A 25,963-nucleotide genomic window follows, 5' to 3' on the forward strand; every position below is an offset into this window, starting at 1 on the left:
TTTCACTGTCCTTTCATTATCGGCTTGGGTATCATTGCCTTCGCAACAATAGCCCCTCGATATAGGTATCCCATGCAACAGATCGTTCTTGCCAGTGGCAACAAAGGTAAACTTGCCGAATTTGAACAAATGCTTGCCGTTTATGGCGTAGAAGTACTACCGCAGAATCAATTTAATGTTACTGAAGTGGCTGAAACTGGTACCACTTTTGTAGAAAATGCCATTATTAAAGCAAGACATGCAGCACAAATTACGGGGCTTGCCGCCATTGCAGACGATTCAGGATTAGAAGTCGATTTACTTCAAGGCGCTCCTGGCATTTATTCAGCACGTTACGCGGGCGAAAATGCCAAAGATCAAGACAACGTATTGAAACTACTTGAGACGTTAAAAGACCAGCCAGCACCTCGCAGGGCAAGATTCCAATGCGTACTGGTATATATGCGCCATGCCAAAGATCCCACTCCAATCATTTGCCAAGCATCCTGGGAAGGTCATATAGGCTTTGAACAAAAAGGTGAGAATGGCCATGGTTATGATCCCATTTTTATCCCTGAACAACATACTTGCAGCGCCGCTGAAATGAGCAGTGATGAAAAGAATGCCTTAAGTCACCGCGGCAAAGCCCTAACTCAACTTCTAGCAGCAATGAAAGCACAGGGCATTTTGACTGGCGGGAATACGCAATAATGTCATCGAGTGCCATGCAACCCCCAACGCTCGTATTACCGCCACTGAGCTTATATATCCATATTCCTTGGTGTGTGCAAAAGTGCCCCTATTGCGACTTTAACTCCCACGGACAAAATGGCGAGCTACCACAAGAGGCCTATGTAGATGCCCTGCTGGAAGATTTACGTCAAGATCTGCATTTAGTCCAAGGTCGACAAATCCATACCATTTTTATCGGTGGCGGCACACCATCATTATTTGATGCTAAACAAATCAAGCGGATACTCGAGGGTGCCAATGCACTAATTCCCTTTAGTGACAATATCGAAATCACCATGGAAGCCAACCCTGGCACCTTAGAGCACGATGACTTTAGTGCCTACCGCGCTGCTGGCATCACCCGTTTATCTATCGGTGTGCAGAGTTTCGCCAAGGATAAGCTCAACTTACTCGGACGTATTCACGATCAAAACGAAGCTAAAATCGCGGCCCAAAAAGCTAGCCAAGCAAAATACTTAAGTTTTAACCTCGATTTAATGCATGGATTACCCAACCAAAGTTTTGATGAAGCCATGGCCGATATCGACACCGCCGCGGCGCTGAACCCGCCACACCTATCTTGGTATCAGTTAACAATTGAACCCAATACCCTATTTCATTCAAAACCGCCGCAACTCCCCGATGACGAAGCGCTCTGGCATATCTATGAACAAGGGCAACAAAGGCTGGCAGCCTTAGGGTATGAGCAATATGAAATATCGGCCTATGCCAAACCAGGTTATCAATGCCGACACAATCTCAACTACTGGCAATTTGGTGATTATTTAGGCATAGGCTGTGGCGCCCATGGCAAAGTGACATTACCAGAACAAAATCGCATTATCCGCACGGTAAAAATTAAACACCCTAAAGGCTATTTGAGTTCAAACCAATACACTGTCGAACTGACTGAAGTTGCCGAGGAGGATAGAGCGCTCGAATATTTAATGAATCGTCTGCGTTTAATGACGCCGATTCCTAAGCAAGAATTTGAACAGCGGACAGGTTTACATCGAGAAACATTGAGCGAAGGAATGGAAAAAGCCAAACAGCGTGGTTTACTCACCGAATCGGCGGAATATTGGCAATTAACCCCTAAAGGTCATATGTTTGTAAACGATTTGCTGACACAATTCTGCTAGCATCAAAAGTTAAAATAGCTTAATTTCAAACACTTGACCGTTAATCATCTAAGTTAATGCTTTTACGACTAACACATTTTCTAACATTAATATCCACACATTTTTGCTTGGCTTCTTTAGAATTAGATAATCTAACCCTAGGGAAGCCAAATCATGCCAATAACAACGACAACAAATACGGAAAGATCCCAAAAGCTAAACCTTAAAATCAGTTTAGTCACCCTAGCACTATCGGCTGCAATGGCTTTATCGGTACAAGCTGCGCCGGCAGCAATGGTACATCTAAATGCCAGTGAACCGACACAATCCACAACTCAAACAGAATCCGAAAAAGCCAATGCTCTCTTTGAAGCTATTTTTATGGAGAACATTATGGCGAGTCCCATTGCTCAGACTTATATGGGGATCAAACAGGATTATGATAAATGGGATGACATAGGCGATGAGGCCGATGCGATAAAATTGCTCCGTACGAAAAAACAGCTTGCGGAGGTTAATCAACTTGATGCAACTAAGTTAGATCCACAAACACAGCTAAGTCTTAAGCTACTTAAGCAAAACCTACAAAATGATATAGATGACTATCAATGGAGTTACCATAATTACCCAGTGAATCAAATGCGTGGTGGTCATTCAATGATTGCATCATTTTTAATTAACCAGCACCAAATTAATAATATCAGTGATGCCCAAGCCTATATTAGTCGTTTAAATGGTGTTCCTAAGCGCCTAAATCAATTACAAAAAGCGCTGGAGATTAGAGCAGAAAAGAACATTATTGCACCTAAGTTTGTCTTTAGTTATGTCATATCCGACAGTCAAAACATCATCAAAGGCGCACCTTTTGACAAAGGTGACGACAGTGCCCTTCTCGCTGATTTTAGTAAAAAGGTCAATGCCTTAGATATTCAGGAAAAAGAGAAAAAGACGCTCATCACAGGAGCAGAAAAAGCCCTTGTGGATAAGGTAAAACCTGCCTATAACCAACTGATACATTATATAGAAACTTTAGCTGCCCAAGCTGATACTCGAGATGGCGTTTGGAAGCTGCCAAACGGAGCCGCATTTTATAACAATGCATTAGCTCGTACTACGACAACACATATGACCGCAGATCAAATCCATGAACTCGGTATTGCAGAAGTAACGCGTATCCATAATGAAATGCGCACTATTATGCAAAAAGTACATTATAAGGGCTCTCTACAGGAGTTTTTTGGATTTATGCGCGATGCTCCTCAGTTCTACTACCCAAATACCGCCGAAGGCAAAGCTGCTTACTTAACAGAGGCAACTAAGCTCATCGATAATATTCAGTCGCGTTTAGATGAAGTGTTCAAAGTAAAACCGAAGGCGGCGATGATAGTCAAGCAAGTGGAGGCGTTCAGAGAAAAATCCGCTGGCAAAGCCTTTTATGAACAACCAGCCCCCGATGGTTCTCGACCCGGCAGTTATTACGCGAATCTGTATGATATGAAAGCCATGCCCAAATACCAAATGGAGGCACTCGCTTACCATGAGGGTATTCCAGGTCATCATATGCAAATTGCTATCGCTCAAGAGCTTAAAGACATCCCTAAGTTCCGTAAATTTGGAGGCTATACCGCCTATATTGAAGGTTGGGGTTTATACAGCGAGTCCTTCCCAAAAGAAATGGGACTCTATGCCGATCCTTATTCTGATTTTGGCCGCTTAGCAATGGAATTATGGCGAGCCTGTCGTTTGGTCGTCGATACAGGTATCCATGCCAAGCAATGGACCCGCGAACAAGGCATAGCCTATTACGTGGATAATACGCCCAATGCTAAATCCGATGCAGTGAAAATGGTCGAGCGCCACATCGTTATGCCATCGCAAGCCACGGCATATAAGGTTGGTATGATTAAGTTATTGGAACTTAAACATAAAGCAGAAAAACAACTAGGTGATAAGTTTGATATTCGAGATTTCCACACTTTAGTCTTAGCAAACGGTGCGCTACCTTTAGATGTGCTAGAAGAGCAAGTCGATCAATGGATTGCCAGCGTCAACAAAGCCTAATATTAGTATCTAAGGGAGGCGGTTTTCGTCTTTCCTTTTAAAGTCATCACACTCTCCAAAATGAGTTTGAAAAGTGTCAACGCTATTTAGGACGGTTCACAACCAATAAAAAAGCCACGATTTCGTGGCTTTTTTATTGGATTTATTACCCATTCGGTAATAAAACCCTATCTCACTGTGGATCACTTTATTTGATGTATTAACGTCGAGAACTTAATACTCGGTGTGACTTTAGGGTACAGAGAGACAAAACTCGTTTCCCCATTACTTAACCATCATAAAAAAATTACCTCAGCCGAGTAAGCCGAGGTAAACCAAAAACTAGGATGATGGTTTTAAAAGCCAACATTGTTTTAGTTCGCAAACCACTGTTGGCGGTGATCTAGAATTGCATTTCTGCCAACCTGTATACCAAAATCGAAAGGGGTCATTTCCAATAAAAGTATAGGACTCAGGTAATCCCAGATCATCTGCCACCATTGTATTCAGATAAGAACAGAGTTCAAGTTACTTTCAGTTTTTCACTTTAGTAACCGCTAAAAAACCGAACTTAAATACATGGACACCTAAAGCCCAACCCACTGATAAAAAACAAAAAGATAGAATGTCAATCTTATGCAAAACTAATTAGGGTAATTTCAAGAACAATGTTTCCATTTTTACTGACGTTTACTGAACAGTTCTGCATAGGGAATATCCCAATAGGGTGGATTTCCTATATGGTCTTTAATAAATTCAATAAAGGCACTCACTTTAGGCGCAAGATGTTTACGACGAGGATAAACTGCTTGTAGTGGTAAATGGTGAGTTAATTGCCAATCTTTTAGTAAAGGAACTAACGTCCCCTTAGTAATCTCATCTTCCATCAAATAACTTGCCAAATACACAACACCCAAGCCACTAATAGCAGCAGATTTTAATGCTGGAGCGTTATCGACTCTAAAATTACCCGAGACGCCAATTTCACAGTAATCATCTCCTTTCTTAAATTGCCACATACTGTGTTCATGCCACTCACCTTGGTAAACTAAACAATTATGGTCAACTAATTGTTCTGGACGAGTAGGTTCACCGTGCTTAGCAACATAATCAGGGGAGGCAACCAAGAGGAACTGGCATTTCATTAATGGTCTGGCAACCATGCCTAATGGTAACTGCTCAGACATAGTCAGTAATAAATCTAATCCTTCGCTAACCACATCCACTTTATGATCAAGTAAACTGACTTGTAGTTCTAGCTCAGGATGTTTTGCCATAAATGACGGTAAGGCTGGAATAATATGCATGGCACCAAAAGATTGTGAAATTCCAACCTTCAGTACTCCGCGGGTAGCATCATTTAAATTGTGCACACTAGCAATCGCTTGCTCTGCATCACGAAGCAATTCTTCACCTTGCAGATACAATAAATGCCCAGCTTCAGTCAGGCTTAAGCTTCGAGTAGTACGTTGTATTAACTGAACACCAAGTCTATGTTCAAGATCGGCGACCTGCGTACTGACCTTAGATTTAGAGATCCCAAGCCTTCTTGCGGCGGCACTAAAACTACCAGCTCTAGCCACATGAGTAAAAATCGCAATAGGTTCTAACAGTTCTAGCATGGAAAGTAGCCTTAAGCAGTTTACGACAATGATATTAACTTTCGGTATAATGCAAGAGCGCAGCACAAACACAGTTAAACGCTCACTATTGCATTAATATCTCATAGCAAAAGCATTTATTGCAGAGATTTTGACCGAAAAAGTCCGCTGAAGTAGAGTGTTATATCTGGCTGAATTGCCAGCTTTTCATTATATTTTAGGAGTATATCAAACATTAGCCTTTAGAATGTAACATTCCGTGCTAATTCACATCAAGTTATCAAGTCGACTCTCGTTAAATCCCTCTATTGTCGTGATCCTCAAATAAAAAAGCCCTAATACGATTACCGTGATTAGGGCAGAATCATTATTGAGCGCTAACAGAAATAAAACTTACACAATGCTTTATTGGCGTACTTGATTGACAGTGTTTTGCGTCAACGCATAAGGTGCTAATGCAGGTATCTCTTTACGCAGTTGATTTTCAAGCACGAGTAAATTTTCGAATCGATCACATAAACGATCCGCCTTAGCCTCCAACCCCTTAGATTGGCTTTCAATTTGTTGCTCAATATCCTGGCCTAAGTTGTCCATTTTTTTAGAAAGAGCATCCATCTTCGCCTCAAATGAATCACCATTAGCCGACATTATTTGACTACCGAGTGTCATCATAATAGTCCCGATAGAATTTTGAACAATTTGTTCCATTTCTTGGGAAAACTCATCATTAAAAGTGTTTTGCATCGATTCTTCTGTGGCCGCTAAATAAAAACTATCACCCTGCTTGTAAGCAATTGTATCTACCCGCTTTTGTACACCAACCATCATTTGATCAAATTTAGCGCCAGCCGCATCACCCATTAATGGGGTTAACGCCATGCCAACAGCTTTTGATGCAAGAGATACCGATTCATTGATAAGTTCGATCACTTCAGGCACTTGAGTCGACACTTCATCGGCATATTGAGTAACCAATTTTTTCTGCTTGTCGGTTAAGCTAACTTGCTTACCTTCTACAAATAACTTATCAACTTCTATACGGTACTTCTCAGCCCCCTTCTCACTCATGACTAATTTTTTAGGCTCAACCTTAACATCATAATTTAAAGACACATCGCAACGTTCATCGATTTTAAGTTCTGTTTGCGCTTGCGCTAACGGTAAGCCTGATAATCCTAGAATAACGCCAGATAATGCACATCCAGTTAATAGCTTATTTATGTTCATTTTTTAACAATCCTTTAATCTGAGAAATTCAATAGACCTACACCACTAAATAGCTATAGCAGGATATACGCCAACTTTTTAACGTATTGATTATGATGAATATAGAAAAGTTAGCGCTAATGCTAACATGGCGAAATTCGCTAGTTTTAGCTTAATAGCGCTAATAAAAACGAGGGAAGCTAGAAAATAGAGCGCCCAAGACGCTGACTTAGATGCTCAAGCATAGCAGTACCCGCAAGTGAGTTGCCATTCTCATCAAGCTCCGGTGACCAAACACAAATCGACAACTCGCCAGGGATAACCGCAATAATACCGCCACCGACGCCACTTTTACCAGGCATACCAACACGATAAGCAAATTCACCCGCGCCATCATATAAGCCCGAGGTGGCCAACAGAGCGTTAAGTTGCCGAGTTTGAACTTGAGAAATCAGCTCAGTGCCATCCACAGTTTTGCCGCGATTCGCCAAATACAACATGGCCCTAGATAAATCAGCACAATTCATTTTTAGGGCGCAGTAATGAAAATAAGTGCGCAGCACAGTATCAACATCGCCTTGAAAATTACCAAACGACTTCATCAAATAAGCGATAGCCGCATTGCGCGCACTATGCTGATATTCTGAATCTGCCACTTGTTTATCAAAACACACTTTATCGTTTTGGCTGAGTTGCCTAACTAACTCAAGCATTCTGTGTTTAGGCGCACCTAAACGGCTCTGCAATAAGTCAGCAATCACTAACGCACCAGCATTGATAAAGGGATTGCGCGGCTTGCCACGTTCTAACTCGACTTGAACAAGAGAATTGAAGGAATGGCCCGAAGGTTCTTTGCCAACACGGCTCCAGATTTCGGCTTCTTCATATAAAGTTAACGCTAAGGTTAAGCTGAAAACTTTAGAGATACTTTGAATCGAAAACGGCTCAAGGTAATCGCCCGCACCTAAAGTTTCACCATCAACAGTCGTGACGGCAATGCCTAATTTGCCAGCATCAACGCTAGCCAGTGCGGGGATATAATTTGCAACTTTTCCTTGGCCGAGCAAGGGTCGAACTTTCTCGACCACTTCCTCAAGTAATGCCAACTCGGGCATTAACCCCACCAAATATCGTACAGTTCGCTAACTTCAACCTGGGACACTTTTTGAGTCGCCCAGAATGCCTTAACTGCAGCAATATCTTCTTCGGTACATTTGCCAATCGTTTGGGTGGCGATAATGCCTTCCCATTCGATGTGGCCGCCGCCGTGAAAACCTAATTTGCGGGCTTCGATCACTTCGTCGATAAATTTATCTACCGTTGCATCGATATCGGCTTCAGATACAGATGCATCAAAAGTCCAAGTCATATCAAAACCTAACTCTTGGAATTCATCGACGCGCATTTTCTTACGTAAACGACGGCTACGATTAGTTGCCATAGTGATTTTCCCTTTTGTGTTTAAAATTAGCTAAAATTGAGTTCGTGATTAAACGATACGCTCAAACATCAGATCCCATACACCGTGACCCAATCTATGGCCGCGGGCTTCAAACTTTGTCAGTGGGCGATGATCAGGACGTGGCACAACGGTGTCATCGACCGATTGGTTTTTATAACCGGGCGCCGCATTCATTACCTCGAGCATATGCTCGCTATATTCTTCCCAGTCAGTGGCCATATGGAACACACCACCAATTTTTAGCTTGCTACGAACAAGTTCGGCAAATTCAGCTTGTACGATGCGGCGCTTATGGTGACGTTTTTTATGCCAAGGATCGGGGAAAAACAATTGCACTCGAGCTAATGAGCCGTCAGCAATCGCATGTTCTAATACTTCCATGGCATCGTGATGATATACACGTAAATTAGTCACACCGGCAATGGCAGCATCACTTAAGCAAGAGCCTACACCCGGTTTATGTACTTCAATACCAATGAAATTTTGCTCCGGTGCATCTTTTGCCATTTGTACTAAAGAGGCACCCATGCCAAAGCCAATTTCCAGCACAGTATCGGCTTCACGACCAAAAACCTCGCTAAGGTTTAATGGCACTGGGCTGTAATCTAAACCCATTGTTGGCCACTGGCTTTCAATAGCTTGGGCTTGGCCTTTAGTTAAGCGACCTTCTCTCAGGACAAAGCTTCTGATCTTGCGCAGATACTTGCCTTCTTCATTAAATTCAGCGGTAGTGACTTCGCTCATTTTTGCCTCGTCTAGTGGACAGCACCATCATAAAAGAAGGGCATTATCCAAAGTTCAACATACAGTGCAAGCACTAATGGGGCGAAAGTATACCAAGATTATTTAAGAGTGCGAATTTAGCAGCGATTTTTGGCTTTTTAGGCTTTATTCACGTGTCTTTTGAGCTTGTCTAAGAAGATAACTGCCGCTACACTGCGCCGATGAAATCTACAGCCTCCTTCGCTACACGTATCGTCTCTTGGTACGACAATCACGGTCGTAAAACTCTCCCTTGGCAGCAAGATAAAACCCCATATCGCGTATGGGTTTCTGAAATCATGCTGCAACAAACTCAGGTTGCGACTGTTATTCCCTATTATCTTAAATTTATGGCGCGTTTCCCCGATGTGTTAGCACTCGCTAACGCGCCAGACGATGAGGTGTTGCATCATTGGAACGGCCTTGGCTATTACGCTAGGGCGCGTAATCTGCATAAAGCGGCCAAGATGATCCGCGACGATTATCAAGGATTATTTCCAACGGATTTTGAGCAAGTGCTCGCCCTACCCGGCATCGGCCGCTCAACAGCAGGCGCAGTATTATCGCTGTCGCTTGGGCAACATCACCCCATTCTCGATGGCAACGTAAAACGCGTGTTAGCAAGACACGGCGCCATTGCTGGTTGGCCAGGGCAAAAAACGGTTGAAGAACAGCTTTGGCAACTAACGGATACATTGACGCCGCAGCAAGATATTCAGAAATACAATCAAGCCATGATGGATATAGGCGCCAGTATTTGCACTCGTAGTAAACCTAACTGCGCCGTCTGCCCTGTGGCGATTGATTGCAAAGCTCAACTGATTGGCAGACAAACCGATTTCCCTGGCAAAAAGCCTAAAAAAACCATACCCACCAAAGCGGCGTGGATGTTAGTGCTGATGCAAGACAACCAAGTCTTTTTAGCTAAACGTCCGCCAGCGGGAATTTGGGGCGGACTCTGGTGCTTCCCTGAATTCGCTACTCAAGATGCACTTGAAACTCATCTTGAAGAGCAAGGCTTCGATGCCCAACAGCTCGAATGGTTAACAGGCTTTAGACACACATTTAGCCACTTTCATTTAGATATTCAGCCAATGATGCTTAATTTAGATCAGACGCAAAACAACAGTCAAATGATGGGCGTCATGGAACAAAACCAGTCTCTCTGGTATAACATAAGTCATCCTTCCAAAGTGGGACTGGCCGCAGCCACCGAGCGCGTGCTAGCCAATTTGGGATCACTCGTTCAATCCGCAGTCAGTAAGGAATAATCATGGCGCGTACAGTCAATTGCGTATATTTAAATAAAGAAGCCGACGGCCTAGACTTTCAACTGTATCCAGGTGATTTAGGTAAACGTATTTTTGATAACATCAGCAAAGAAGCTTGGGGCCTATGGCAAAAAAAGCAAACTATGCTGATCAACGAGAAAAAACTCAACATGATGAATGTTGATGATCGTAAATTTCTTGAAGAACAAATGACCTCTTTCCTATTTGAAGGTAAAGATGTTGAAATTGAAGGCTTTGTACCAGAAAAAGACCAAGATTAATTCTGGTCGTTAGTCGACTCTAAGTATAAAGCTTACAAAAAAGCGCCTTTCGGCGCTTTTTGTTTATCTAAATGGCAGAATAAAGAATTACTTACGCACTCCTTCAACCACTAGATCTAACTCAACATGGCTAGATGCTGGACCTAAATCCATCTTGATACCGAAATCTTTCATCGCAAAAGTGGTTGTGCCCGTAAAACCGGCACGGTAGCCACCCCAAGGGTCCTGACCTTCACCCACAGCATGGGCCTTGATCGCTAATGGTTTAGTCACACCATTTAAAGTTAAGTTACCGTTAATCACTAAATCGCCATTGCCTTTATCTTCCACCGAAGTAGATGCAAAGGTCGCTTTAGCGAATTTGCCAGTATTAAGAAAATCTTCGCCGCGAATGTGTTTATCACGCTCAGCATGGTTTGAATCGACACTTAATGTATTCACAGTAACATTTACAGTCATCGCTGTTGGTTTAGCCGCATCGTAACTAAAATCACCGCTAAAATCATTAAAACGCCCCACCACATAGCTATAACCTAAATGGTTTACTTTAAAAGTAATAGAAGCATGAGCACCTTCTGTATCAATCACATAATCTGCAGCAGAAGCCGCCATAGGAACCAATAGAGATACACCAATCAGTGCGCTTAACAGTTGCTTTTTCATTGTATTATCCTCGTTTAAATTTAATCATTCTAAGTAGGGTGGTGTCTTTATCGATAAAGTGATGTTTTAATGCGCCCGCGGCGTGAATAACGACCAGCGCGATCAAGCTGTAAGCCGCATATTGGTGAATATCACCCGCGATATCAGCTTGGTTTTCAAACAAAAGTCCCAATCCTGGTAGTTCAAACCAATCAAACACCCAGATACCACGGCCATCTGCGGTTGAGATTAAAATGCCAGCGATCATGATGACAAAGAGCAAGACATAAATTATAAAATGCGCCAAATGTGCGGCCGTCTTTTCCCACGGTTTATGACTTGTCTCAGGTGCAGGCCTAGGATTAACTAAGCGCCATACCAAACGAAATATAGTCGCAGCCAATAACAGAATCCCAATACTTTTATGTAGATGCGGTGCAGTCTTGTACCAAATACTGTAGTAGGTTAACTCCACCATCCACACACCTACGGCGAATAACCCAATCACAACTAACGCACTGATCCAATGAATAACAATAGCGGGTATTCCATATGCCAATTTACTATTTCGAAACATAGAGTCTCTCCATACTCGCGTTATCTCATATTACCTATCAAACAATATCCATTATCATAAGTCTAAATTTAAAAACTAAAAGCCGCAAAAATCGCTAATATCTTTCTAAATTTTAGAAATTAAGTCAAAAACCAGGATTAATGGGAACAAAGCTATAGTAAACATCAGTATCCATCTGATTTGAAAAACACAGCAAACGAATGAAAATGAGCTGAATTTGCAGAATAAAAGATAAAAAACACCCAAGATGCGCATTAAACAGCCGAACGAGTGATTTATTGGGAAAAAGCACTTGCAGAGCTCAAACACCCTAGCTAATATAGCCGCACTTCGGACGATGTGGTTTAACCAACGAGTTCAAAGTAGTTAACTAACACTTAGTTTAGTTGCCCGAATAGCTCAGTCGGTAGAGCAGAGGATTGAAAATCCTCGTGTCCCTGGTTCGATTCCGGGTTCGGGCACCACTTTTAAAGTAATAAGCTCACTAGAGTTTTTTATAATGCTTTACGCCGGCATAGCTCAGTTGGTAGAGCAACTGACTTGTAATCAGTAGGTCCCGAGTTCGACTCTTGGTGCCGGCACCATATAAACAATGAAGCCACTCACTGAGTGGCTTTTTTGTATCTGTCATTTGAATAAAAACACCCGTCATCAATAGGGAATCGCAACTGACTTACTCTCGATAACGCCAGTAGATCCCGAGTTCGGCTCTTGGTGCTGGCACCATATAACGACGAAGCTACTCACTGAGTGGCTTTTTTGTATCTGTCGTTTGCATAAAAACACCTGTCATCAAAGTGAATCACAACTGACTTATCCCAAAAAACGAAATAAGCAAGGATACTTAAACCTTAAAGAATATTTGTAACCTCAAGATTGCTGAAAACTTCAACAGCGACATACGTGAAGAATGTAAGAATAAAATAAATGCCTCAATTTTGTTTAATAGTTAATCAGTCACTTTAAAAGGGCTTGCGCAGCTAAAGCGAGCACTATATTATACGCGCACTTTGAACAGACAGCGTATTTTACGCTTTAGTATAAAGTAGTTAACTAACGCTTAGTTTAGTTGCCCGAATAGCTCAGTCGGTAGAGCAGAGGATTGAAAATCCTCGTGTCCCTGGTTCGATTCCGGGTTCGGGCACCACTTTTAAAGTAATAAGCTCACTAGAGTTTTTTATAATGCTTTACGCCGGCATAGCTCAGTTGGTAGAGCAACTGACTTGTAATCAGTAGGTCCCGAGTTCGACTCTTGGTGCCGGCACCATATAGACAATGAAGCCACTCACTGAGTGGCTTTTTTGTATCTGTCGTTTGCATAAAAACACCCGTCATCAATAGTGAATCGCAACTGACTTACTCTCGATAACGCCAGTAGGTCCAGAGTTCGACTCTTGGTGCCGGCACCATATAAACAATAAAGCCACTCACTGAGTGGCTTTATTGTATCTGTCGTTTGCATAAAAACATCCGTCATCAATAGGGAATCGCAACTGACTTACTCTCGATAACGCCACTAGGTCCAGAGTTCGACTCTTGGTGCCGGCACCATATAAACAACTCAATAAAAATGCTCTTATCCAAGCAATTATTTCATTAACTCAAAGGGTATTGGCCTATCACCAACCTGAACTTGGTGCTGTACATGGCGCCAGCATTGACTTAATTCATTCAAGTTAACCTTTCTTTCAGGAAACTGAGTTGCAAGGTTATCAATAACTTCTATTTGTTTTTTACACAGTAACGACCAACGTTCAGCATTTGATAGGTGCATAATGTTTTCCTTAACTTAGAGGTTGTTTCTCCATCACCTTTGAATTTTAGACTAGCATAGAATTATTACCAGCCCGAATTTGCGTGTTAGCGCACTGTTAAAACAAGTGACTACAGAGTATCTTTGTCCTACAGATATAAATATAGGAGGCATTATGACTGCCAATATTTTTAAACTCATTTTTGTCGTTATTGGCTTATTTCTCGTTTACAAACTGATTTTTAGCAATAAAAAAGGTATGACAATTTTTGAAATGCATTTTAAAGATGGGCGCATGACTCAGCATAAGGGCAAGATCCCTGAAAGGTTTGAAAAAGAGTGCCGCCAAATCGCTAAGGCCGAAAAACTCACTTGTACTGTTAGGGCTGAAAAATCAGGAGACGTGCGCTTACATATTTCCGCCAATGTGAGTGACAATGTTAAGCAGAGGATCCGTAATTTATTTCCTTTTGAGTATTACGATAAAAAATCTATCGATAATAGTCGTCAAGCTGGCTAGATTTTTACCCCGTTATACTAGCAACCTCAAGTGAGATAATTGAGGTTGCTACCTATCCTAAAAGCACTTTGCTTATTTTTAGCTAAACAATACTGTTAAACTCAATTTAGACCATAAGATTCACTTTTGAATCACTAAAGTCACCTTAGCGACTGTGACACCAAACTTAATGATATCACTCTGATTTATAACAGTATTATCATTGACTAAGTACATCCAATCGTCGAAATGAACTTGGTATTCATCGCCGTCCACAGGTAATAGCATGTCATATTTCCAACGCAGTGCGCTGCCACTAGATTGACCTTGAGCAGTACCAATAATGTCATCGGCCGTGCCTGTATATTGCCCATTACCTAAGGCTTTTATATGCCACACACGGGTTTGAGTTTCACCATCATCGTAAACAAACCATTCTTTAATAACCCCGATGTCCCCTTGCCAACTCGCTTCCATAATGACATTAAACTTGCGGATCACTTTACCACCGAAGTTTTGCACTATGCCTGATGCAGTTAGTGGGCCATTAAAAAAGGACTCCAAAATAAGTTTTGGATGAGTCTCTTGGTAATCAGTCACCTCAACCGATGAACAACTCGAGAGCCCCGTAATCATCAATAAAACCAAAATCCATTTTTGCCCCAAAAAGTGTTTTAACAGTCGCATGATTTTTCTCCGAGTAATTGTGCCCTCAAACTCGGGCGGCTTGTTTTAGGTGATAACCAAATGGCTAAAAAAGCTTGGGCAAAATGCGCATCATCAATCATATTAAGCGGTTGCTGGTTATAAAAAAATTGGCTAGTTTTCCCATCGATAACCATAAAGCTCAAGTAATCACCTTGCTTTACATCGGGCCAGATAGACGCTAATACACTCAGCCAGCGTTCAATATCGGTCTTAGAAAATCCTAGTTTTTGCCACTGTTCCCGTGTTGCTTGCAAAAGATCCTCAGAATCAATGTCGCGATAATACTCAATCTCTAATAATTGGGGGTACTGCTCCTGTTGATAATGTCCTGTAGCAGTCATCAACTTCGCTTTGTATAAACTCAACCATAGCCAATCCATCTCTCCTCGCCCAACTTCAATCAAAGGTGAGTTCAAATGCTGAACGGATGTAGCCTTGGCAGATTGAGGGGCTTTATCCTGCGCAGATAATGTCCCAAATGGCATAGTTCCTACAAATACAAAGTAAGAGTACAAACAGACTAACTTTTTCAGCGTCATAGGTTATAACCTTCTATCCATGCCACGATTGAATACTCTTTGGCAACTCAATAACAGCGTCTTAAAAGCCATCAGGCTATTTGAATGCGTAAGGTGCAGTAATAAGGGAAAGAGTAAACACCAAATCATGGCAAGCACTATGCTGGTAGAGATAAGTTCAAAGGGAAAAGCGACCGCGGACATTTTTGCGCCAGCCACATAGCTCAGGCAACCAAATATCCCGCCGATGATGACTTGTAAAAATAAGGGCCAATGCCGCATAAACGCGAGGCTATAATGCAGACTCAATATAAAATGTAGCCATAGACAAATGAGCCACCAAGGGAATATCGCAAACTCAAACACCCCAAAAATCACCAGTAGTGTATCTATGGCCATTCCGATAGGCGCGAGTTTAAGGATTAGCATCCAATCAAGCTTATAGCACTGGCGTTTTCCCAGTACGATTAGTAAGATAAAATGCAGTAATAATAATGGGATAGTAAGAGTAAGCGATAAATTCAGCCAAAGTACACTAGACCACCACACCAGCTGAAAACTGACAGCATTATAAATGATAAATCCCCGAGACTTAGGACAGTCACGGGATAATAAAGCATAAGCAGACGCTGATCGGTCGCTAGGAATACTTAAAATGGGCTTCATGTAAACGCTCATTTAACAAGATTGCATCACTGACAATCGATAGTCAGGGCGTACAGCAACAAGATGCACTGTACTTGTGGTGCGTTCTAAAAACCCCCCTTCACAATAACTTAAGTAAAATTTCCACATACGGATAAAGTCTTCGCCATAGCCTAATGCTTGGATCTCACCTATCGCATGATCAAAATTCTCATGCCAATGTTTTAGCGTTTTAGCATAATCCAGCCCCATATCATTGACCAACCAAACCACCATATCGGTTTGCTTAGCCATGTGATTCACCATTTGGCTCACCGAGGGTAAACAGCCACCAGGAAAAATATAGCGCTGAATAAAGTCCACACTTTTGCGATAACTGTCATAACGCTGATCGGCAATAGTAATCGCCTGCAGCAATAGCCTTCCATTTGGTTTTAGAAGTGATGCTAACTTTTTAAAAAATCCAGCCAGATATTCATGGCCAACCGCTTCAATCATTTCAATGGAAACAACCCTGTCGTATTCCCCCGTTAAATTACGATAATCTTCTGTGAGTAGTGTGACTTTGTCGCTTAACCCCTCCTGCTCAACGCGTGCTTTGGCATAAGCGTATTGTGCATCCGAGATGGTTGTCGTGGTGACATGTACACCATAATGCTTGGCAGCGTAGATGGCGAGCGCTCCCCACCCCGTACCAATCTCTAGTAAAGTTTGACCTGGTTGTAAGTCGAGCCGTTCGCAGATAGTCATCAACTTAAACTGCTGAGCCTCCTGTAAACTGGCTTCTTCATGGGGATAAAGCGCACTGGAATACAGCATTTCTCGGTCTAGGAATTGTTCATACATGGCATTGCCTAAGTCGTAATGGGCCAAAATATTACGCTTTGATCCTTCCTTAGAATTACGATTCAGCACATGTTTCACACGGTTTATCGTACCAGTTAACCAAGAGAACTTGGCTTCAATCCTATCGAGCAAGGCGAGGTTACGCGCAAAAAGCTGCACCACCTTAGTCAGATCAGGACTTTCCCAATGTCCTTGGATAAAACTTTCACCAGCTCCAATGGAGCCAGATAACATCACTTGCCGATAAAAACTCGGGTGCTTAACCACCAAAGTGGCATGTAAATCCGCATGACTCTGGCCAAAACGGTAGCTCTTATCGCCTTCGACTAAGGTTAAACATCCATGCGGCAAGCTTTCCAGCGCCTTAAGTAATACTTTACGCGCAAGACTGTCAGGAAGCTTCCCTGTGATAGCTGAAGTTTGCGAAGCTGTATTTTCCATATTATTTCTCCACCTGAGCTGGATGCGGCACAAAGGGCACACGTTTGAAAAAGAGTTTTAATGCTTGCCAATAAATACCGAAGAAGATCTTTAGTGTCATAAAAGGAAAGTGGAATAAAAATGAACGCAGATTGACCGCATTAATTGGCTGGCGTTTCATTACAAGAGAAGCATTAAAGAGCTTTTTCCCCTCTTGATTGCCAATCACCTTAGGTATTGAATTATTCTCAATACCTATATTTAAATGTTCCGTCGGTGCTGAGATATGCCAAACATAACGCATATCCAGTGTCATAAAAGGCGAAACATGGAATACCTTATCCGATGGCTGCGGTGTAGTTAAATCCACTAAATAACAATGACGTTGGTTCCAAGGTGTATTACTCACTTCGGCCAACATATATAAAGGCTTTTGATTTTGATAACAAAAATAAAAATTAACTGGACTAAAATACACACCAAAATGGCGGATTTGCCCAACAAACATCACTCGATCACATAGCTTATCAGCCCCAAGCTCTGCGACTTGGGTAAGCACTCGAGCTTTAAGTGACGCAGTGCTCAAATCTGTGATTTGCTGTTCGCGGGTTTCACCCGTTTTAGCTGTAAAAGAAATAAGATAATCTTTGGGATTAAATCTCAATAAAGCACGGCGCTGACTGGCAAATATTCGCCCCATCGCACTGATGTTATCAACCTCATCCAAATCAATCGCAAGCAATGCCATTTCATAGCTGAAATTATGCTTGATGGGTGTAAAACGACTGTGGAATACAGTGCCGTAATAAATACCACTGCTAAGCGTCGTCATAGTTCTACTCCGAAGTGTGCACACACATCGAGGGCACTACGAACGCCATCTTCATGGAAACCATTGTGCCAATAAGCGCCAGCAAAATGGGTATGATTGTGGCCTGAAATCTCCTCACGCCGAGCTTGTGCCTTGAGACTGGCCTCATTAAATACGGGGTGAGCGTAGGTGAAACGGCGCAATACTTTAGCCTCATCAATCAATTCTGACTGATTCAACGTGATACAAAAAGTCGGTGCATTGGCAGGCAACTGTTGCAGAATGTTCATATTGTAAGTGACTGATGCGGGGCGCTTTAAATCACCATCTAAGCGATAGTTCCAGCTAGCCCAAGCAGCTTTACGTTGAGGTAAAATGCGTGTGTCTGTATGTAGCACAACATCGTTATCTTGATATTGCAAATCACCGAGAACGGCCTTCTCAGTCGATGTAGGATCCATAAGCATCCTAAGTGCTTGATCACTATGGCAGGCTAAAATAACTTCATCAAACTCAAGCCACTCACCTTTAACGAGCAATCTCACTCCATCGTGTTGCCGTTCAATCGCACTAACAGGGGAGTTTAAGTGAATACTCTCTTTAAACGGGGCAATTAAATCAGGAATATAACTACGAGAACCGCCTTCAAGCACATACCATTGAGGTCTATCACTGACATTTAATAATCCGTGATGTTCAAAGAAGCGAATAAAAAACCTCAGTGAAAATGCTCGCATATCTTCAATACTTGAAGACCAAATCGCCGCTCCCATAGGTAAAATATAATGCTCAGCAAAAAAAGGCGAAAAATGTTCTCGCTCTAAAAAATCCCCCAAATTTCCCTCGGGATATTTATCTTGCTGATAAATCGCTTTGCAACTTTTATTAAAGCGTAAAATTTCTCTTAAAAAAGTCCAAAATCGAGGGTTAAAAATATTCCGCTTTTGAGCAAATAAACTACCAAAGTGGTGACCATTATACTCAAGTCCTGTCAGCGTATTGTGCACACTAAAACTCATTTCTGTCGGTAATATCTTTACCTTAAGACGAGCCAATAAACGCTCAAAACGAGGATAAGTTCTGTCGTTAAATACGATAAAACCAGTATCAATAGCGTAATTTTGTCCCTGATGATGAATATCGACAGTGGCGGTGTGACCACCAATATAGTCATTGGCTTCAAATACTGTCACTTTATGTGACTCACTCAATAAATGGCCACAGGTTAAACCTGAGATACCAGTGCCAACAATAGCGATATTTTTCATAGACTCGGATCCTTAAGTGGCTTGGTATTGGTAGCCATCATCTTTTGCCATAAAAAAGCAGGTAAAAATGACAATAGTTTCAGTAAATAAGTAAAACGCCTTGGAAAATGAATCTCACGCTGACCACGTTTTAATCCGCGGCGTATAGCCCTAGAAGCGGCTTCAACAGTCACTTGCATCGGCATGGGGAAATTATTTTTAGCCGTTAATGGGGTTGCCACAAAACCTGGGCAAATCAAACTCACCCCAATGCCAAATTGCGTCAAATCTATCGCTAAACTTGAGGCTAAATACTGCACACCAGCTTTAGAGGCGCCATAGGCTTCAGCACGGGGAAAAGGTAAGTAAATCGCACTCGAACTCATTAATCCAATATGTGAACCTTTTGGCATCAAAGGTAAAAATGCACCAAGGCAATAACCCATCGAAATAAGATTGGTATGAATAACTCGCTCGAATAATGCATCATCAAACGCTTTGGCATCATCGATATATTCACAGCTCCCCGCATTTAAAATCACTAAATCGAGTTGGCAATGTTTATGGATTAATAACTGGCTTAAGTCTTTCGCGGCTTGCTGAACTTGCTCGCGCTGCGATATATCAAACACGATAATCGAGGCGCCTAAAAGCTCAACTAATGCCAATACATCCAGACGCTGCCGATCGCGACCACAGGCAATAACATGCCAACCCTGCTGTAAGTAATCCTGCGCTAGTTGCAATCCAATCCCTGAAGTTGCCCCAGTAATAAGCACAGTTTTGTGCTGTGCCAGTTTGACAGCGCTAGATTGATCGACAGGACGATAATTAACACTGTCCATTACTTTGCCGCCCTATCTTTAAGTAAGCGAATTAGCCCCCCCATGCAAGGCAAGTGCTCGTATAGCATTTGCCCGAGGTCGAAGTAATCTCGGTGGAAAAAGATTTTCTCATTGAATCTCAGTTGGCTCATGCCATCGACAAAAATAGTTTCCCCCTTATTTAACTTGGGGTGGGAATACTGCATTTGCCAAAAGAGTGCTGCCTGAGAGTTATTCTGCTGCACTTCCTTAATATCAAACTGAATATGCTGAACATTTTTATATAACTTAGCAAAGTACTGAGTTAATGCAGGTAAACCGATAATCTGATGCATAGGATCGGCAAATATAATCTTGTCATCGTAAACTCGCTCGAGCAAATGCAGATTGTCTTTATTTAATGCTTGGTATAGCTGGATAAAATCGTCAACAAGTGTATTTGGATTTACTTCAGTCATCGCTGTATTACTCCAGAACCCAAATTTATAAGGCAGAAGCCTTTTTCAATACGCCGAGCACACTTAATGCTCTAACCCTTGCTTCGGTGTGATCCACTATGGCACTCGGATAAGCGGCTTGTTCGGCAAATAATGGCTGTTTAAACAATAAAGGAGTCTTAGCGGTATTGGGTTGATGCAGTTGCTTTATTCCCCAAGATGCCAGCTCTGGTAAGTATTTACGGATAAAGCTGCCATCTGGATCAAACTTTTCACTCTGGCTCATTGGATTAAAAATACGGAAATAAGGTTGGGCATCACATCCACATCCAGCAGACCATTGCCAGCCACCATTATTAGCCGCTAAGTCACCATCAATGAGTTTTTGGCGGAAATAGCGCTCACCCCAACGCCAATCAATTAACAAATGTTTGGTTAAGAAACTGGCGACCACCATACGCAGGCGATTGTGCATCCAACCTGTTTGATTAAGCTGACGCATAGCTGCATCAACAATAGGATAACCAGTTCGTCCCTCGCACCAAGCCTTAAACTCTTCAATATTATTACGCCACTGAACTTGGTCTGCTTGACGATTAAAATTATAATTTTTAGATAAGTCTGGAAATGCGACTAATAAATGACGATAAAACTCACGCCAGACAAGCTCATTAAGCCAAGTTCGGCCAAGGCTTGTATCATCCACGATCACCTCAGGAAAACGCTGTAATAATGCGGCAACACATTGGCGTGCACTGAGCACGCCAATCGCCAAATAAGGAGAAATACAACTCGTCCCATCTAGGGCCGGAAAATCACGATCCTGTTTATAATCTTGCACTTTTTGCTGTACAAAATCGCACAGCAAACGCTTAGCTTGCCCTTCTCCCGCGCCCCATTGTTCGCTCGATACTTTATTCACGGCTAAATTTAACACTTTAGGTTCTGGTAAAACGGGCCCAAGTGGTGCGGGAACTCCGAGCGGCAAAATGGCATGACGGGCGGCAATTTCTCGCCACTTTCGACTAAAAGGGGTAAAAACTCGATACATTTCACCCGATAAGTTCAACACTGTGCCTGGCGCGAGCAAACAATGTTCATCAGTTAACAACAGCGGCACACCCGCATCAATGCATGCCTGATCGCGAACTCGTTCGTTTATCTCTGGCTCTGAGCCAGCAAACACCCTTGTAATATTGTGCTGCTGACAATAATCAAGCATAAATTGTGGGATATCCGCAAAACGCTCTAATTGAATTAACTCAAACTGAATACCTAAACATCCAAGACCTTTCGCAAGCAGATTAATATGACGTTCAATAAAATCTAATTGAATAGGCGCTACATCATGGCATGCCCACTGGATGGGAGTTGCAATATATATAGCCCTAAGCGCAGTACCTTGCGCCCTTGCCCAATCGCAAGCCGCTGTTAATGCTTGATTATCGGCAAGTCTTAAATCTTGACGAAACCACATCAGTGTATCGCCTACATTTGACGTAGCCATTTGTTCTTTAAGTGATATCACTGTTATCTCCACTCATATTTTTAATACCGCCTTTTACTTATACACCCTGCTGCAGATTGACCGTTTGATGCCGAGTCGAAGCCTGCGATTTAGGTGACACAGAATCAATCAACGCCGCTACCGTTGGCATAGCAAATGTGGATAACGAGGTATACATGGGGGCAAAGGGTCCAATGACACAGCATGGGAAAGCCATTTGTTTTAGGGTATCGAGTATTTCAGTCTGCTCAGAACCGGAATGACTAGCATCAGGAATAACCAAAAGTGCATCGACTTTGAGCCTGCCATTTAAGAGCGCTAAATTCCCAATAACCTGCTCACCAAGATCAATAACCGACACTCGTAACGCCGCTAATTCAAGTAACAAAATGAGTGAAAATAGGGTATTAGTCCTTATTGCATTTGCTGATAACTGTGTATTACGGCAGAGTGTTATTACAACAACTCTTGCCGTATGTGCTTGCCCTGCAAGCACAAAACGTCCGCCTGTCCGACTAAGTAATTCACTCTTTAGCCATGCGGTCACTAACTCAGCATCGAGCCGTTCGACTAGTAAACTATCAATATGACTCAACCAAGGATTCAATAACTTATCTTTGACTAAATGAAACGGGTATAAGCCGATTGCTTCATCCAATATCTGGTGTAACTTATTTTGATTAAATGCCAACAGTGCAGCCGTCAAGGCTGCAATTTGTTCAGTCCAAATATCAGTCACTTCTGTTTGAGTGACTTCTAAGGGCAAAGATTTCGCGGCACTCAACAGCAAAGGTTTCACTTTACTAATCGCGACCCCTTTAGCCAACCAAGCATTGATCTCATGAATTTCTTTAATATTTTCTGCCGTGTATAACCTGTGTCCCTTGGGAGTTCGTTCCGGGATCACTAAACCAAAACGGCGCTGCCATGCCCTTAATGTCACCGCATTAACCCCTGTAATTGAAGATACTTCCCCGATTGGGAGTAAGACTTCATCTCGGTATTCTGCATCAGGCATGGACGGTTGATCTTCTTTCATCTTAATCACTTATTTGGTTAAACAATTGCTTGCGACCATAAATTAATATGCGTAACGCAGTTTTAACGCCTCAGGATGAGGATTCAAATACACTTGGTCTTCAATATAGGGGGTTGGAAATTCCCGCAGATAATGATTTATCAAGGTAATAGGCACCAATAATGGCAAGAGGCCTTGTCGATATTTCATAATCGCTTCAGATAGTTCTGTCTTTTGCTCTTTGCTCAAATGCTTTTTAAAATAACCTTGAATATGCTGTAACGTGCTGGTGTGATTCTTACGAGTCGCATTAATTTTAAGTGCCGTCATAAAGCCTTCAAAATAGCGAGTCGCACTGGTTTCAAGATCATCAATATTGGCAATAATAGGTCCTAGCTCGCGATACCATTTAGGGCTGTGGGCCATGAGCAGATATTTATAACGGGAGTGAAACTTAACCAATTTATGCTTAGTTAATCCTTCGTGCTTCATTTGGTGCCAATCGTGATAGGCATAAACGCGGGTAAAAAAGTTTTCCCGCAATACCATATCGTGTAAGCGCCCCTCCTCCTCCACGGGTAGTAATGGATAACGCTCCATTAACTTGCGAGCAAACACACCGATACCCGATTTTGTGCCGTTATTCGTGCCTATTTTGTACTCAGTCACCCGTTCCATACCGCATGTAGGCGATTTAGCACAGAGCAAGTATCCCCCTAAAAAATCTAGCTCTTGTACTTTGCTTTCACTGTAAGCATTCAGTCTGTCGGTGACATCTAAGCTACCATCGCCGCTTTGAACAAGTATGGTTTCACCATCACGCACTAAACGTATGCTTTTACGAGGTGCACCTAGACCAATCGCCATCTCAGGACAAATGGGAACATAATCAAAAAAATTTTTAATCTCTTGATTACAATAGGAAGAATTTTTGTGCCCCCCATCGAAGCGAACTTTTTCACCCAATAGACAAGCACTGATCCCAATCTGAATTCGCTGCGGGTTAAACTTATACATAATCTGACTCCTTGTATAACTATGACTTACATTACGGACCAGAGTTGTACAAAGATCAAGTTTTTGTACAAATATTTATAAGTAACAGTGAAATTAACTAAACGATGATTTTGCGCATTCGGCCTCAATATTGCTTAAAAATAACCCGACATTTGACACAGCAATCAAAGGAGCCACACAAAAATGATCGTTACTCACCCTAATACCTTCACAGCCGTTACGCTCGCTCAGGTCAAGTCAAGCCAGAATCAGTTTGAAGATGCACTTGTATCGGCCACCACAGCTTCAGCAACGGTATTATCAACTCAAGATAAAGTGACCTTGTCCTCTACTGGGACCACTGCACAACCTGCTGATACTTATAGTCATTTAGCATCCAATGCTAAACAGAGTTATACAAGTAATGTGCAAAACATAGCGGGAACAAAAGAACCTGAAAAAGACACCAATCGTTTAGATGAAGCCATGCAAGCTATTCTAGATAGACGTACAGGTCTCGATAGGGAAAAACTGAAGAAAATAGAAGAAGAAATGGAGAGAATTGCCGCTGACGAAAATCTATCAGAAGAAGAAAAATCTAAGCAAATAGAGCTACTTCAAGCCCAAAAAGTAGAACTCATTAAAGAATCAACGGGAAAAAATGAAGAGCGGCAACGCAATAACCAAGCTGAAGTTCATTACAGTTGATACGCTAAATACTGAGGTTAGCAAATAAACCATTGCCCAACCCCAAGGCTATTGTGCTCACAAGTGAGTCCCTAAACAATAGCGACTCACCGAGAGGGCTTTTTACTGCCGAAGGCGCGTTTTTTGGCACGTTGTTTTTGTGCCGCTTTACCGTTACGCCTGGGTTCAGGTTCCATCTTATTAAAATCTGGCTCAAAACCGGGATACCATTGTTGCGGCAAGCGCTTATCAAGCACAACTTCAACTTCTTCTAGTAATAATGTATCTTCTTGGCTAAACAGCGTGATAGCAAGGCCTGCACTCCCCGCTCGCCCCGTACGGCCGATACGGTGAATATAGTCTTCAGCAATAAAGGGCAATTCAAAATTAATCACATATTTTAATTCAACAATATCTAGCCCTCGGGCAGCAACATCGGTGGCCACTAACACCTGAATATTACCCAGTTTAAATGCTTGTAATACTTTTTCCCGTGCGCCTTGGGACAAATCACCATGGAAGGCATGAGTGACAATACTCAGTTTATTTAACTGCTGTACAAGTCTATCAACACCTTGCTTAGTACGACTAAAAATAAGCACTTGGTGCCAATAATTCGAACGAATCAAGTGACTAACAAACTCAGTTTTACGATCGCTATCAATGGCATACACTCGTTGCTCAACCTGTGCTGCGGTCGTATTACGTTTAGTCACTTCGATTAATTTAGGCTCACGTAGTAAAGATTTACTCAACTCAAATATCGCATCATCTAAGGTGGCAGAAAAAAGTAGCGTTTGTCTGTCCTTAGGCACTTGTTTAAGCACTGCATTAATTTCATCCATAAACCCCATATCAAGCATACGGTCGGCTTCATCGAAAACTAATGTACTGAGTTGATTAAGGTTTAATACTCCTTGACGAAGATGATCGAGCAATCGCCCTGGGGTTGCAATTAGCACATCAATACCTGTTTTAAATACATCGACCTGCGCATCAATACTCACGCCGCCATAGGCTATACCTATACGAATATCTGTATTTTTAGCATATTTAACAAAGCTTTGATGTACTTGTACCGCTAACTCACGTGTTGGTACTAACACTAATGCTTGTACGGTTTTTACCCTCTCAGCCTTCTGTTCTACATTTTTAGCCATAAGCAGATGCAAAATAGGGAGTGCAAATGCAGCCGTTTTACCCGTACCTGTCTGTGCGCCGGCCATCACATCTTGTTTGGCTAAAATGACTGGAATTGCTTCCGATTGAATGGGTGTGGGTAACGAGTAACCCAGTTCGGTTATGGTATTCACTAGAGTGGCATTTAAAGATAAGGAACTGAAAGACATTGGAAATCACCAAATAACATCATG

27 protein-coding genes and 4 tRNA genes are annotated in these 25,963 nt (G+C 42.2%); 11 read left to right on the plus strand and 20 right to left on the minus strand.

The window, feature by feature from the left end; genetic code table 11:
* The first annotated feature begins 72 nt into the window (after positions 1–72).
* The 3 genes from rdgB (at position 73) to MZ182_RS14125 (ending at position 3,893) form a co-directional block, all read left to right on the plus strand.
* On the plus strand, positions 73–690 hold the full coding sequence (rdgB, locus tag MZ182_RS14115) for an RdgB/HAM1 family non-canonical purine NTP pyrophosphatase (protein WP_011919679.1): 618 nt from the start codon (positions 73–75) through the stop codon (positions 688–690).
* Positions 690–1,853, plus strand: coding sequence for a radical SAM family heme chaperone HemW (hemW, locus tag MZ182_RS14120; RefSeq protein ID WP_248065810.1), 1,164 nt, complete (start codon positions 690–692; stop codon positions 1,851–1,853). The genes rdgB and hemW overlap by 1 nt, the downstream gene beginning before the upstream one ends.
* Before the next feature lie 153 nt (positions 1,854–2,006).
* On the plus strand, positions 2,007–3,893 hold the full coding sequence (locus MZ182_RS14125; RefSeq protein WP_248065809.1) for a DUF885 domain-containing protein: 1,887 nt from the start codon (positions 2,007–2,009) through the stop codon (positions 3,891–3,893).
* Between the two features lie 659 nt (positions 3,894–4,552).
* On the opposite strand, the gene MZ182_RS14130 is transcribed toward MZ182_RS14125, so the two are convergent.
* The 5 genes from MZ182_RS14130 to trmB form a co-directional block, all read right to left on the minus strand.
* Entirely contained in the window at positions 4,553–5,494 is a 942-nt protein-coding gene (locus MZ182_RS14130; protein ID WP_014611022.1) for a LysR family transcriptional regulator, read from the minus strand.
* A gap of 384 nt (positions 5,495–5,878) precedes the next feature.
* Complete coding sequence (locus MZ182_RS14135) at positions 5,879–6,700, minus strand: YggN family protein (RefSeq protein WP_011919683.1); 822 nt, start codon at positions 6,698–6,700, stop codon at positions 5,879–5,881.
* A 179-nt stretch (positions 6,701–6,879) separates the two neighbouring features.
* A complete protein-coding gene (gene glsB, locus MZ182_RS14140; RefSeq protein WP_011788663.1) occupies positions 6,880–7,794 on the minus strand; it encodes a glutaminase B in 915 nt (304 codons plus the stop codon).
* Positions 7,794–8,120, minus strand: a complete 327-nt coding sequence (locus tag MZ182_RS14145; RefSeq protein ID WP_011788662.1) for a YggL family protein — start codon at positions 8,118–8,120, stop codon at positions 7,794–7,796. Before MZ182_RS14145 ends, glsB begins: the two co-directional genes overlap by 1 nt.
* Positions 8,121–8,168: 48 nt before the next feature.
* Positions 8,169–8,885, minus strand: a complete 717-nt coding sequence (gene trmB, locus MZ182_RS14150) for a tRNA (guanosine(46)-N7)-methyltransferase TrmB (RefSeq protein WP_011788661.1) — start codon at positions 8,883–8,885, stop codon at positions 8,169–8,171.
* A gap of 200 nt (positions 8,886–9,085) precedes the next feature.
* Here trmB and mutY point away from each other — a divergent pair, with 200 nt between their 5' ends.
* The gene (gene mutY / locus MZ182_RS14155; RefSeq protein ID WP_011788660.1) at positions 9,086–10,174 is read left to right on the plus strand and encodes an A/G-specific adenine glycosylase; all 1,089 of its coding nucleotides are present in this window, start codon (positions 9,086–9,088) and stop codon (positions 10,172–10,174) included.
* A 2-nt stretch (positions 10,175–10,176) separates the two neighbouring features.
* On the plus strand, positions 10,177–10,455 hold the full coding sequence (locus MZ182_RS14160; protein ID WP_011788659.1) for an oxidative damage protection protein: 279 nt from the start codon (positions 10,177–10,179) through the stop codon (positions 10,453–10,455).
* 87 nt (positions 10,456–10,542) lie between these two features.
* Here the strand turns inward: MZ182_RS14160 and MZ182_RS14165 are convergent, their stop codons facing one another.
* Both MZ182_RS14165 and MZ182_RS14170 read right to left on the minus strand, forming a co-directional pair.
* The gene (locus MZ182_RS14165) at positions 10,543–11,118 is read right to left on the minus strand and encodes a YceI family protein (protein ID WP_011788658.1); all 576 of its coding nucleotides are present in this window, start codon (positions 11,116–11,118) and stop codon (positions 10,543–10,545) included.
* A 4-nt stretch (positions 11,119–11,122) separates the two neighbouring features.
* Positions 11,123–11,674 carry a cytochrome b gene (locus tag MZ182_RS14170; RefSeq protein WP_248065808.1) on the minus strand — a complete coding sequence of 184 codons (552 nt, stop codon included), beginning with the start codon at positions 11,672–11,674 and terminating at the stop codon, positions 11,123–11,125.
* A 388-nt stretch (positions 11,675–12,062) separates the two neighbouring features.
* On the opposite strand from MZ182_RS14170, the gene MZ182_RS14175 reads away from it, so the two are divergent.
* The 4 genes from MZ182_RS14175 to MZ182_RS14190 all read left to right on the plus strand — a co-directional run bounded on the left by MZ182_RS14175 (position 12,063) and on the right by MZ182_RS14190 (position 12,941).
* A tRNA-Phe gene (locus MZ182_RS14175) sits at positions 12,063–12,138 on the plus strand.
* 44 nt (positions 12,139–12,182) lie between these two features.
* A tRNA-Thr gene (locus MZ182_RS14180) sits at positions 12,183–12,258 on the plus strand.
* A gap of 487 nt (positions 12,259–12,745) precedes the next feature.
* Positions 12,746–12,821: transfer RNA gene (locus tag MZ182_RS14185), tRNA-Phe, on the plus strand.
* Positions 12,822–12,865: 44 nt separating this feature from the next.
* A tRNA-Thr gene (locus MZ182_RS14190) sits at positions 12,866–12,941 on the plus strand.
* A gap of 321 nt (positions 12,942–13,262) precedes the next feature.
* On the opposite strand, the gene MZ182_RS14195 is transcribed toward MZ182_RS14190, so the two are convergent.
* A complete protein-coding gene (locus tag MZ182_RS14195) occupies positions 13,263–13,448 on the minus strand; it encodes a hypothetical protein (RefSeq protein ID WP_011919688.1) in 186 nt (61 codons plus the stop codon).
* A 154-nt stretch (positions 13,449–13,602) separates the two neighbouring features.
* Between MZ182_RS14195 and MZ182_RS14200 the strand changes: the two genes are divergently transcribed.
* Positions 13,603–13,947, plus strand: a complete 345-nt coding sequence (locus MZ182_RS14200) for a DUF3634 family protein (RefSeq protein WP_011788656.1) — start codon at positions 13,603–13,605, stop codon at positions 13,945–13,947.
* Between the two features lie 120 nt (positions 13,948–14,067).
* Here MZ182_RS14200 and MZ182_RS14205 read toward each other — a convergent pair whose 3' ends face one another.
* Genes MZ182_RS14205 through MZ182_RS14255 form a run of 11 tightly spaced genes read right to left on the minus strand, consistent with a single transcriptional unit; the run spans position 14,068 to position 23,924 of the window.
* Positions 14,068–14,613 (minus strand): DUF3833 domain-containing protein, encoded by a 546-nt coding sequence (locus MZ182_RS14205; protein ID WP_248065807.1) that lies wholly within the window; start codon positions 14,611–14,613, stop codon positions 14,068–14,070.
* Positions 14,601–15,173 (minus strand): chalcone isomerase family protein, encoded by a 573-nt coding sequence (locus tag MZ182_RS14210; protein WP_248065806.1) that lies wholly within the window; start codon positions 15,171–15,173, stop codon positions 14,601–14,603. Before MZ182_RS14210 ends, MZ182_RS14205 begins: the two co-directional genes overlap by 13 nt.
* A 3-nt stretch (positions 15,174–15,176) precedes the next feature.
* Positions 15,177–15,818, minus strand: a complete 642-nt coding sequence (locus tag MZ182_RS14215) for a DUF2878 domain-containing protein (RefSeq protein WP_248065805.1) — start codon at positions 15,816–15,818, stop codon at positions 15,177–15,179.
* 12 nt (positions 15,819–15,830) lie between these two features.
* The gene (locus MZ182_RS14220; RefSeq protein ID WP_248065804.1) at positions 15,831–17,084 is read right to left on the minus strand and encodes an SAM-dependent methyltransferase; all 1,254 of its coding nucleotides are present in this window, start codon (positions 17,082–17,084) and stop codon (positions 15,831–15,833) included.
* Position 17,085: 1 nt separating this feature from the next.
* The gene (locus MZ182_RS14225) at positions 17,086–17,895 is read right to left on the minus strand and encodes a DUF1365 domain-containing protein (protein ID WP_248065803.1); all 810 of its coding nucleotides are present in this window, start codon (positions 17,893–17,895) and stop codon (positions 17,086–17,088) included.
* Positions 17,892–19,142 carry an NAD(P)/FAD-dependent oxidoreductase gene (locus tag MZ182_RS14230; protein WP_011788650.1) on the minus strand — a complete coding sequence of 417 codons (1,251 nt, stop codon included), beginning with the start codon at positions 19,140–19,142 and terminating at the stop codon, positions 17,892–17,894. The genes MZ182_RS14225 and MZ182_RS14230 overlap by 4 nt, the downstream gene beginning before the upstream one ends.
* On the minus strand, positions 19,139–19,966 hold the full coding sequence (locus MZ182_RS14235; RefSeq protein ID WP_248065802.1) for an SDR family NAD(P)-dependent oxidoreductase: 828 nt from the start codon (positions 19,964–19,966) through the stop codon (positions 19,139–19,141). Before MZ182_RS14235 ends, MZ182_RS14230 begins: the two co-directional genes overlap by 4 nt.
* Positions 19,966–20,403 (minus strand): nuclear transport factor 2 family protein, encoded by a 438-nt coding sequence (locus MZ182_RS14240; protein ID WP_248065801.1) that lies wholly within the window; start codon positions 20,401–20,403, stop codon positions 19,966–19,968. The genes MZ182_RS14235 and MZ182_RS14240 overlap by 1 nt, the downstream gene beginning before the upstream one ends.
* A 25-nt stretch (positions 20,404–20,428) precedes the next feature.
* Entirely contained in the window at positions 20,429–21,889 is a 1,461-nt protein-coding gene (gene phrB, locus MZ182_RS14245) for a deoxyribodipyrimidine photo-lyase (RefSeq protein ID WP_248065832.1), read from the minus strand.
* Positions 21,890–21,947: 58 nt separating this feature from the next.
* Entirely contained in the window at positions 21,948–22,928 is a 981-nt protein-coding gene (locus MZ182_RS14250; RefSeq protein ID WP_248065800.1) for a MerR family transcriptional regulator, read from the minus strand.
* 42 nt (positions 22,929–22,970) lie between these two features.
* A complete protein-coding gene (locus MZ182_RS14255; protein ID WP_014611035.1) occupies positions 22,971–23,924 on the minus strand; it encodes a YbgA family protein in 954 nt (317 codons plus the stop codon).
* A gap of 183 nt (positions 23,925–24,107) precedes the next feature.
* Between MZ182_RS14255 and MZ182_RS14260 the strand changes: the two genes are divergently transcribed.
* A complete protein-coding gene (locus MZ182_RS14260; protein WP_248065799.1) occupies positions 24,108–24,611 on the plus strand; it encodes a hypothetical protein in 504 nt (167 codons plus the stop codon).
* A gap of 86 nt (positions 24,612–24,697) precedes the next feature.
* Here the strand turns inward: MZ182_RS14260 and MZ182_RS14265 are convergent, their stop codons facing one another.
* Entirely contained in the window at positions 24,698–25,939 is a 1,242-nt protein-coding gene (locus MZ182_RS14265) for a DEAD/DEAH box helicase (protein ID WP_248065798.1), read from the minus strand.
* Positions 25,940–25,963 lie beyond the last annotated feature (24 nt).

It is taken from the genome of Shewanella sp. JNE2, assembly GCF_023159115.1.
Classification (GTDB): Bacteria; Pseudomonadota; Gammaproteobacteria; order Enterobacterales; family Shewanellaceae; genus Shewanella; species Shewanella putrefaciens.

What these genes read in the sequence shown, in the direction of transcription:
- rdgB (WP_011919679.1), top strand. Translation starts at nt 73, where the DNA reads ATGCAACAGATCGTTCTTGCCAGTGGCAACAAAGGTAAACTTGCCGAA.
- hemW (WP_248065810.1), top strand. Translation starts at nt 690, where the DNA reads ATGTCATCGAGTGCCATGCAACCCCCAACGCTCGTATTACCGCCACTG.
- MZ182_RS14125 (WP_248065809.1), top strand. Translation starts at nt 2,007, where the DNA reads ATGCCAATAACAACGACAACAAATACGGAAAGATCCCAAAAGCTAAAC.
- MZ182_RS14130 (WP_014611022.1), bottom strand. Translation starts at nt 5,494, where the DNA reads ATGCTAGAACTGTTAGAACCTATTGCGATTTTTACTCATGTGGCTAGA.
- MZ182_RS14135 (WP_011919683.1), bottom strand. Translation starts at nt 6,700, where the DNA reads ATGAACATAAATAAGCTATTAACTGGATGTGCATTATCTGGCGTTATT.
- glsB (WP_011788663.1), bottom strand. Translation starts at nt 7,794, where the DNA reads ATGCCCGAGTTGGCATTACTTGAGGAAGTGGTCGAGAAAGTTCGACCC.
- MZ182_RS14145 (WP_011788662.1), bottom strand. Translation starts at nt 8,120, where the DNA reads ATGGCAACTAATCGTAGCCGTCGTTTACGTAAGAAAATGCGCGTCGAT.
- trmB (WP_011788661.1), bottom strand. Translation starts at nt 8,885, where the DNA reads ATGAGCGAAGTCACTACCGCTGAATTTAATGAAGAAGGCAAGTATCTG.
- mutY (WP_011788660.1), top strand. Translation starts at nt 9,086, where the DNA reads ATGAAATCTACAGCCTCCTTCGCTACACGTATCGTCTCTTGGTACGAC.
- MZ182_RS14160 (WP_011788659.1), top strand. Translation starts at nt 10,177, where the DNA reads ATGGCGCGTACAGTCAATTGCGTATATTTAAATAAAGAAGCCGACGGC.
- MZ182_RS14165 (WP_011788658.1), bottom strand. Translation starts at nt 11,118, where the DNA reads ATGAAAAAGCAACTGTTAAGCGCACTGATTGGTGTATCTCTATTGGTT.
- MZ182_RS14170 (WP_248065808.1), bottom strand. Translation starts at nt 11,674, where the DNA reads ATGTTTCGAAATAGTAAATTGGCATATGGAATACCCGCTATTGTTATT.
- MZ182_RS14195 (WP_011919688.1), bottom strand. Translation starts at nt 13,448, where the DNA reads ATGCACCTATCAAATGCTGAACGTTGGTCGTTACTGTGTAAAAAACAA.
- MZ182_RS14200 (WP_011788656.1), top strand. Translation starts at nt 13,603, where the DNA reads ATGACTGCCAATATTTTTAAACTCATTTTTGTCGTTATTGGCTTATTT.
- MZ182_RS14205 (WP_248065807.1), bottom strand. Translation starts at nt 14,613, where the DNA reads ATGCGACTGTTAAAACACTTTTTGGGGCAAAAATGGATTTTGGTTTTA.
- MZ182_RS14210 (WP_248065806.1), bottom strand. Translation starts at nt 15,173, where the DNA reads ATGACGCTGAAAAAGTTAGTCTGTTTGTACTCTTACTTTGTATTTGTA.
- MZ182_RS14215 (WP_248065805.1), bottom strand. Translation starts at nt 15,818, where the DNA reads ATGAAGCCCATTTTAAGTATTCCTAGCGACCGATCAGCGTCTGCTTAT.
- MZ182_RS14220 (WP_248065804.1), bottom strand. Translation starts at nt 17,084, where the DNA reads ATGGAAAATACAGCTTCGCAAACTTCAGCTATCACAGGGAAGCTTCCT.
- MZ182_RS14225 (WP_248065803.1), bottom strand. Translation starts at nt 17,895, where the DNA reads ATGACGACGCTTAGCAGTGGTATTTATTACGGCACTGTATTCCACAGT.
- MZ182_RS14230 (WP_011788650.1), bottom strand. Translation starts at nt 19,142, where the DNA reads ATGAAAAATATCGCTATTGTTGGCACTGGTATCTCAGGTTTAACCTGT.
- MZ182_RS14235 (WP_248065802.1), bottom strand. Translation starts at nt 19,966, where the DNA reads ATGGACAGTGTTAATTATCGTCCTGTCGATCAATCTAGCGCTGTCAAA.
- MZ182_RS14240 (WP_248065801.1), bottom strand. Translation starts at nt 20,403, where the DNA reads ATGACTGAAGTAAATCCAAATACACTTGTTGACGATTTTATCCAGCTA.
- phrB (WP_248065832.1), bottom strand. Translation starts at nt 21,889, where the DNA reads ATGGCTACGTCAAATGTAGGCGATACACTGATGTGGTTTCGTCAAGAT.
- MZ182_RS14250 (WP_248065800.1), bottom strand. Translation starts at nt 22,928, where the DNA reads ATGAAAGAAGATCAACCGTCCATGCCTGATGCAGAATACCGAGATGAA.
- MZ182_RS14255 (WP_014611035.1), bottom strand. Translation starts at nt 23,924, where the DNA reads ATGTATAAGTTTAACCCGCAGCGAATTCAGATTGGGATCAGTGCTTGT.
- MZ182_RS14260 (WP_248065799.1), top strand. Translation starts at nt 24,108, where the DNA reads ATGATCGTTACTCACCCTAATACCTTCACAGCCGTTACGCTCGCTCAG.
- MZ182_RS14265 (WP_248065798.1), bottom strand. Translation starts at nt 25,939, where the DNA reads ATGTCTTTCAGTTCCTTATCTTTAAATGCCACTCTAGTGAATACCATA.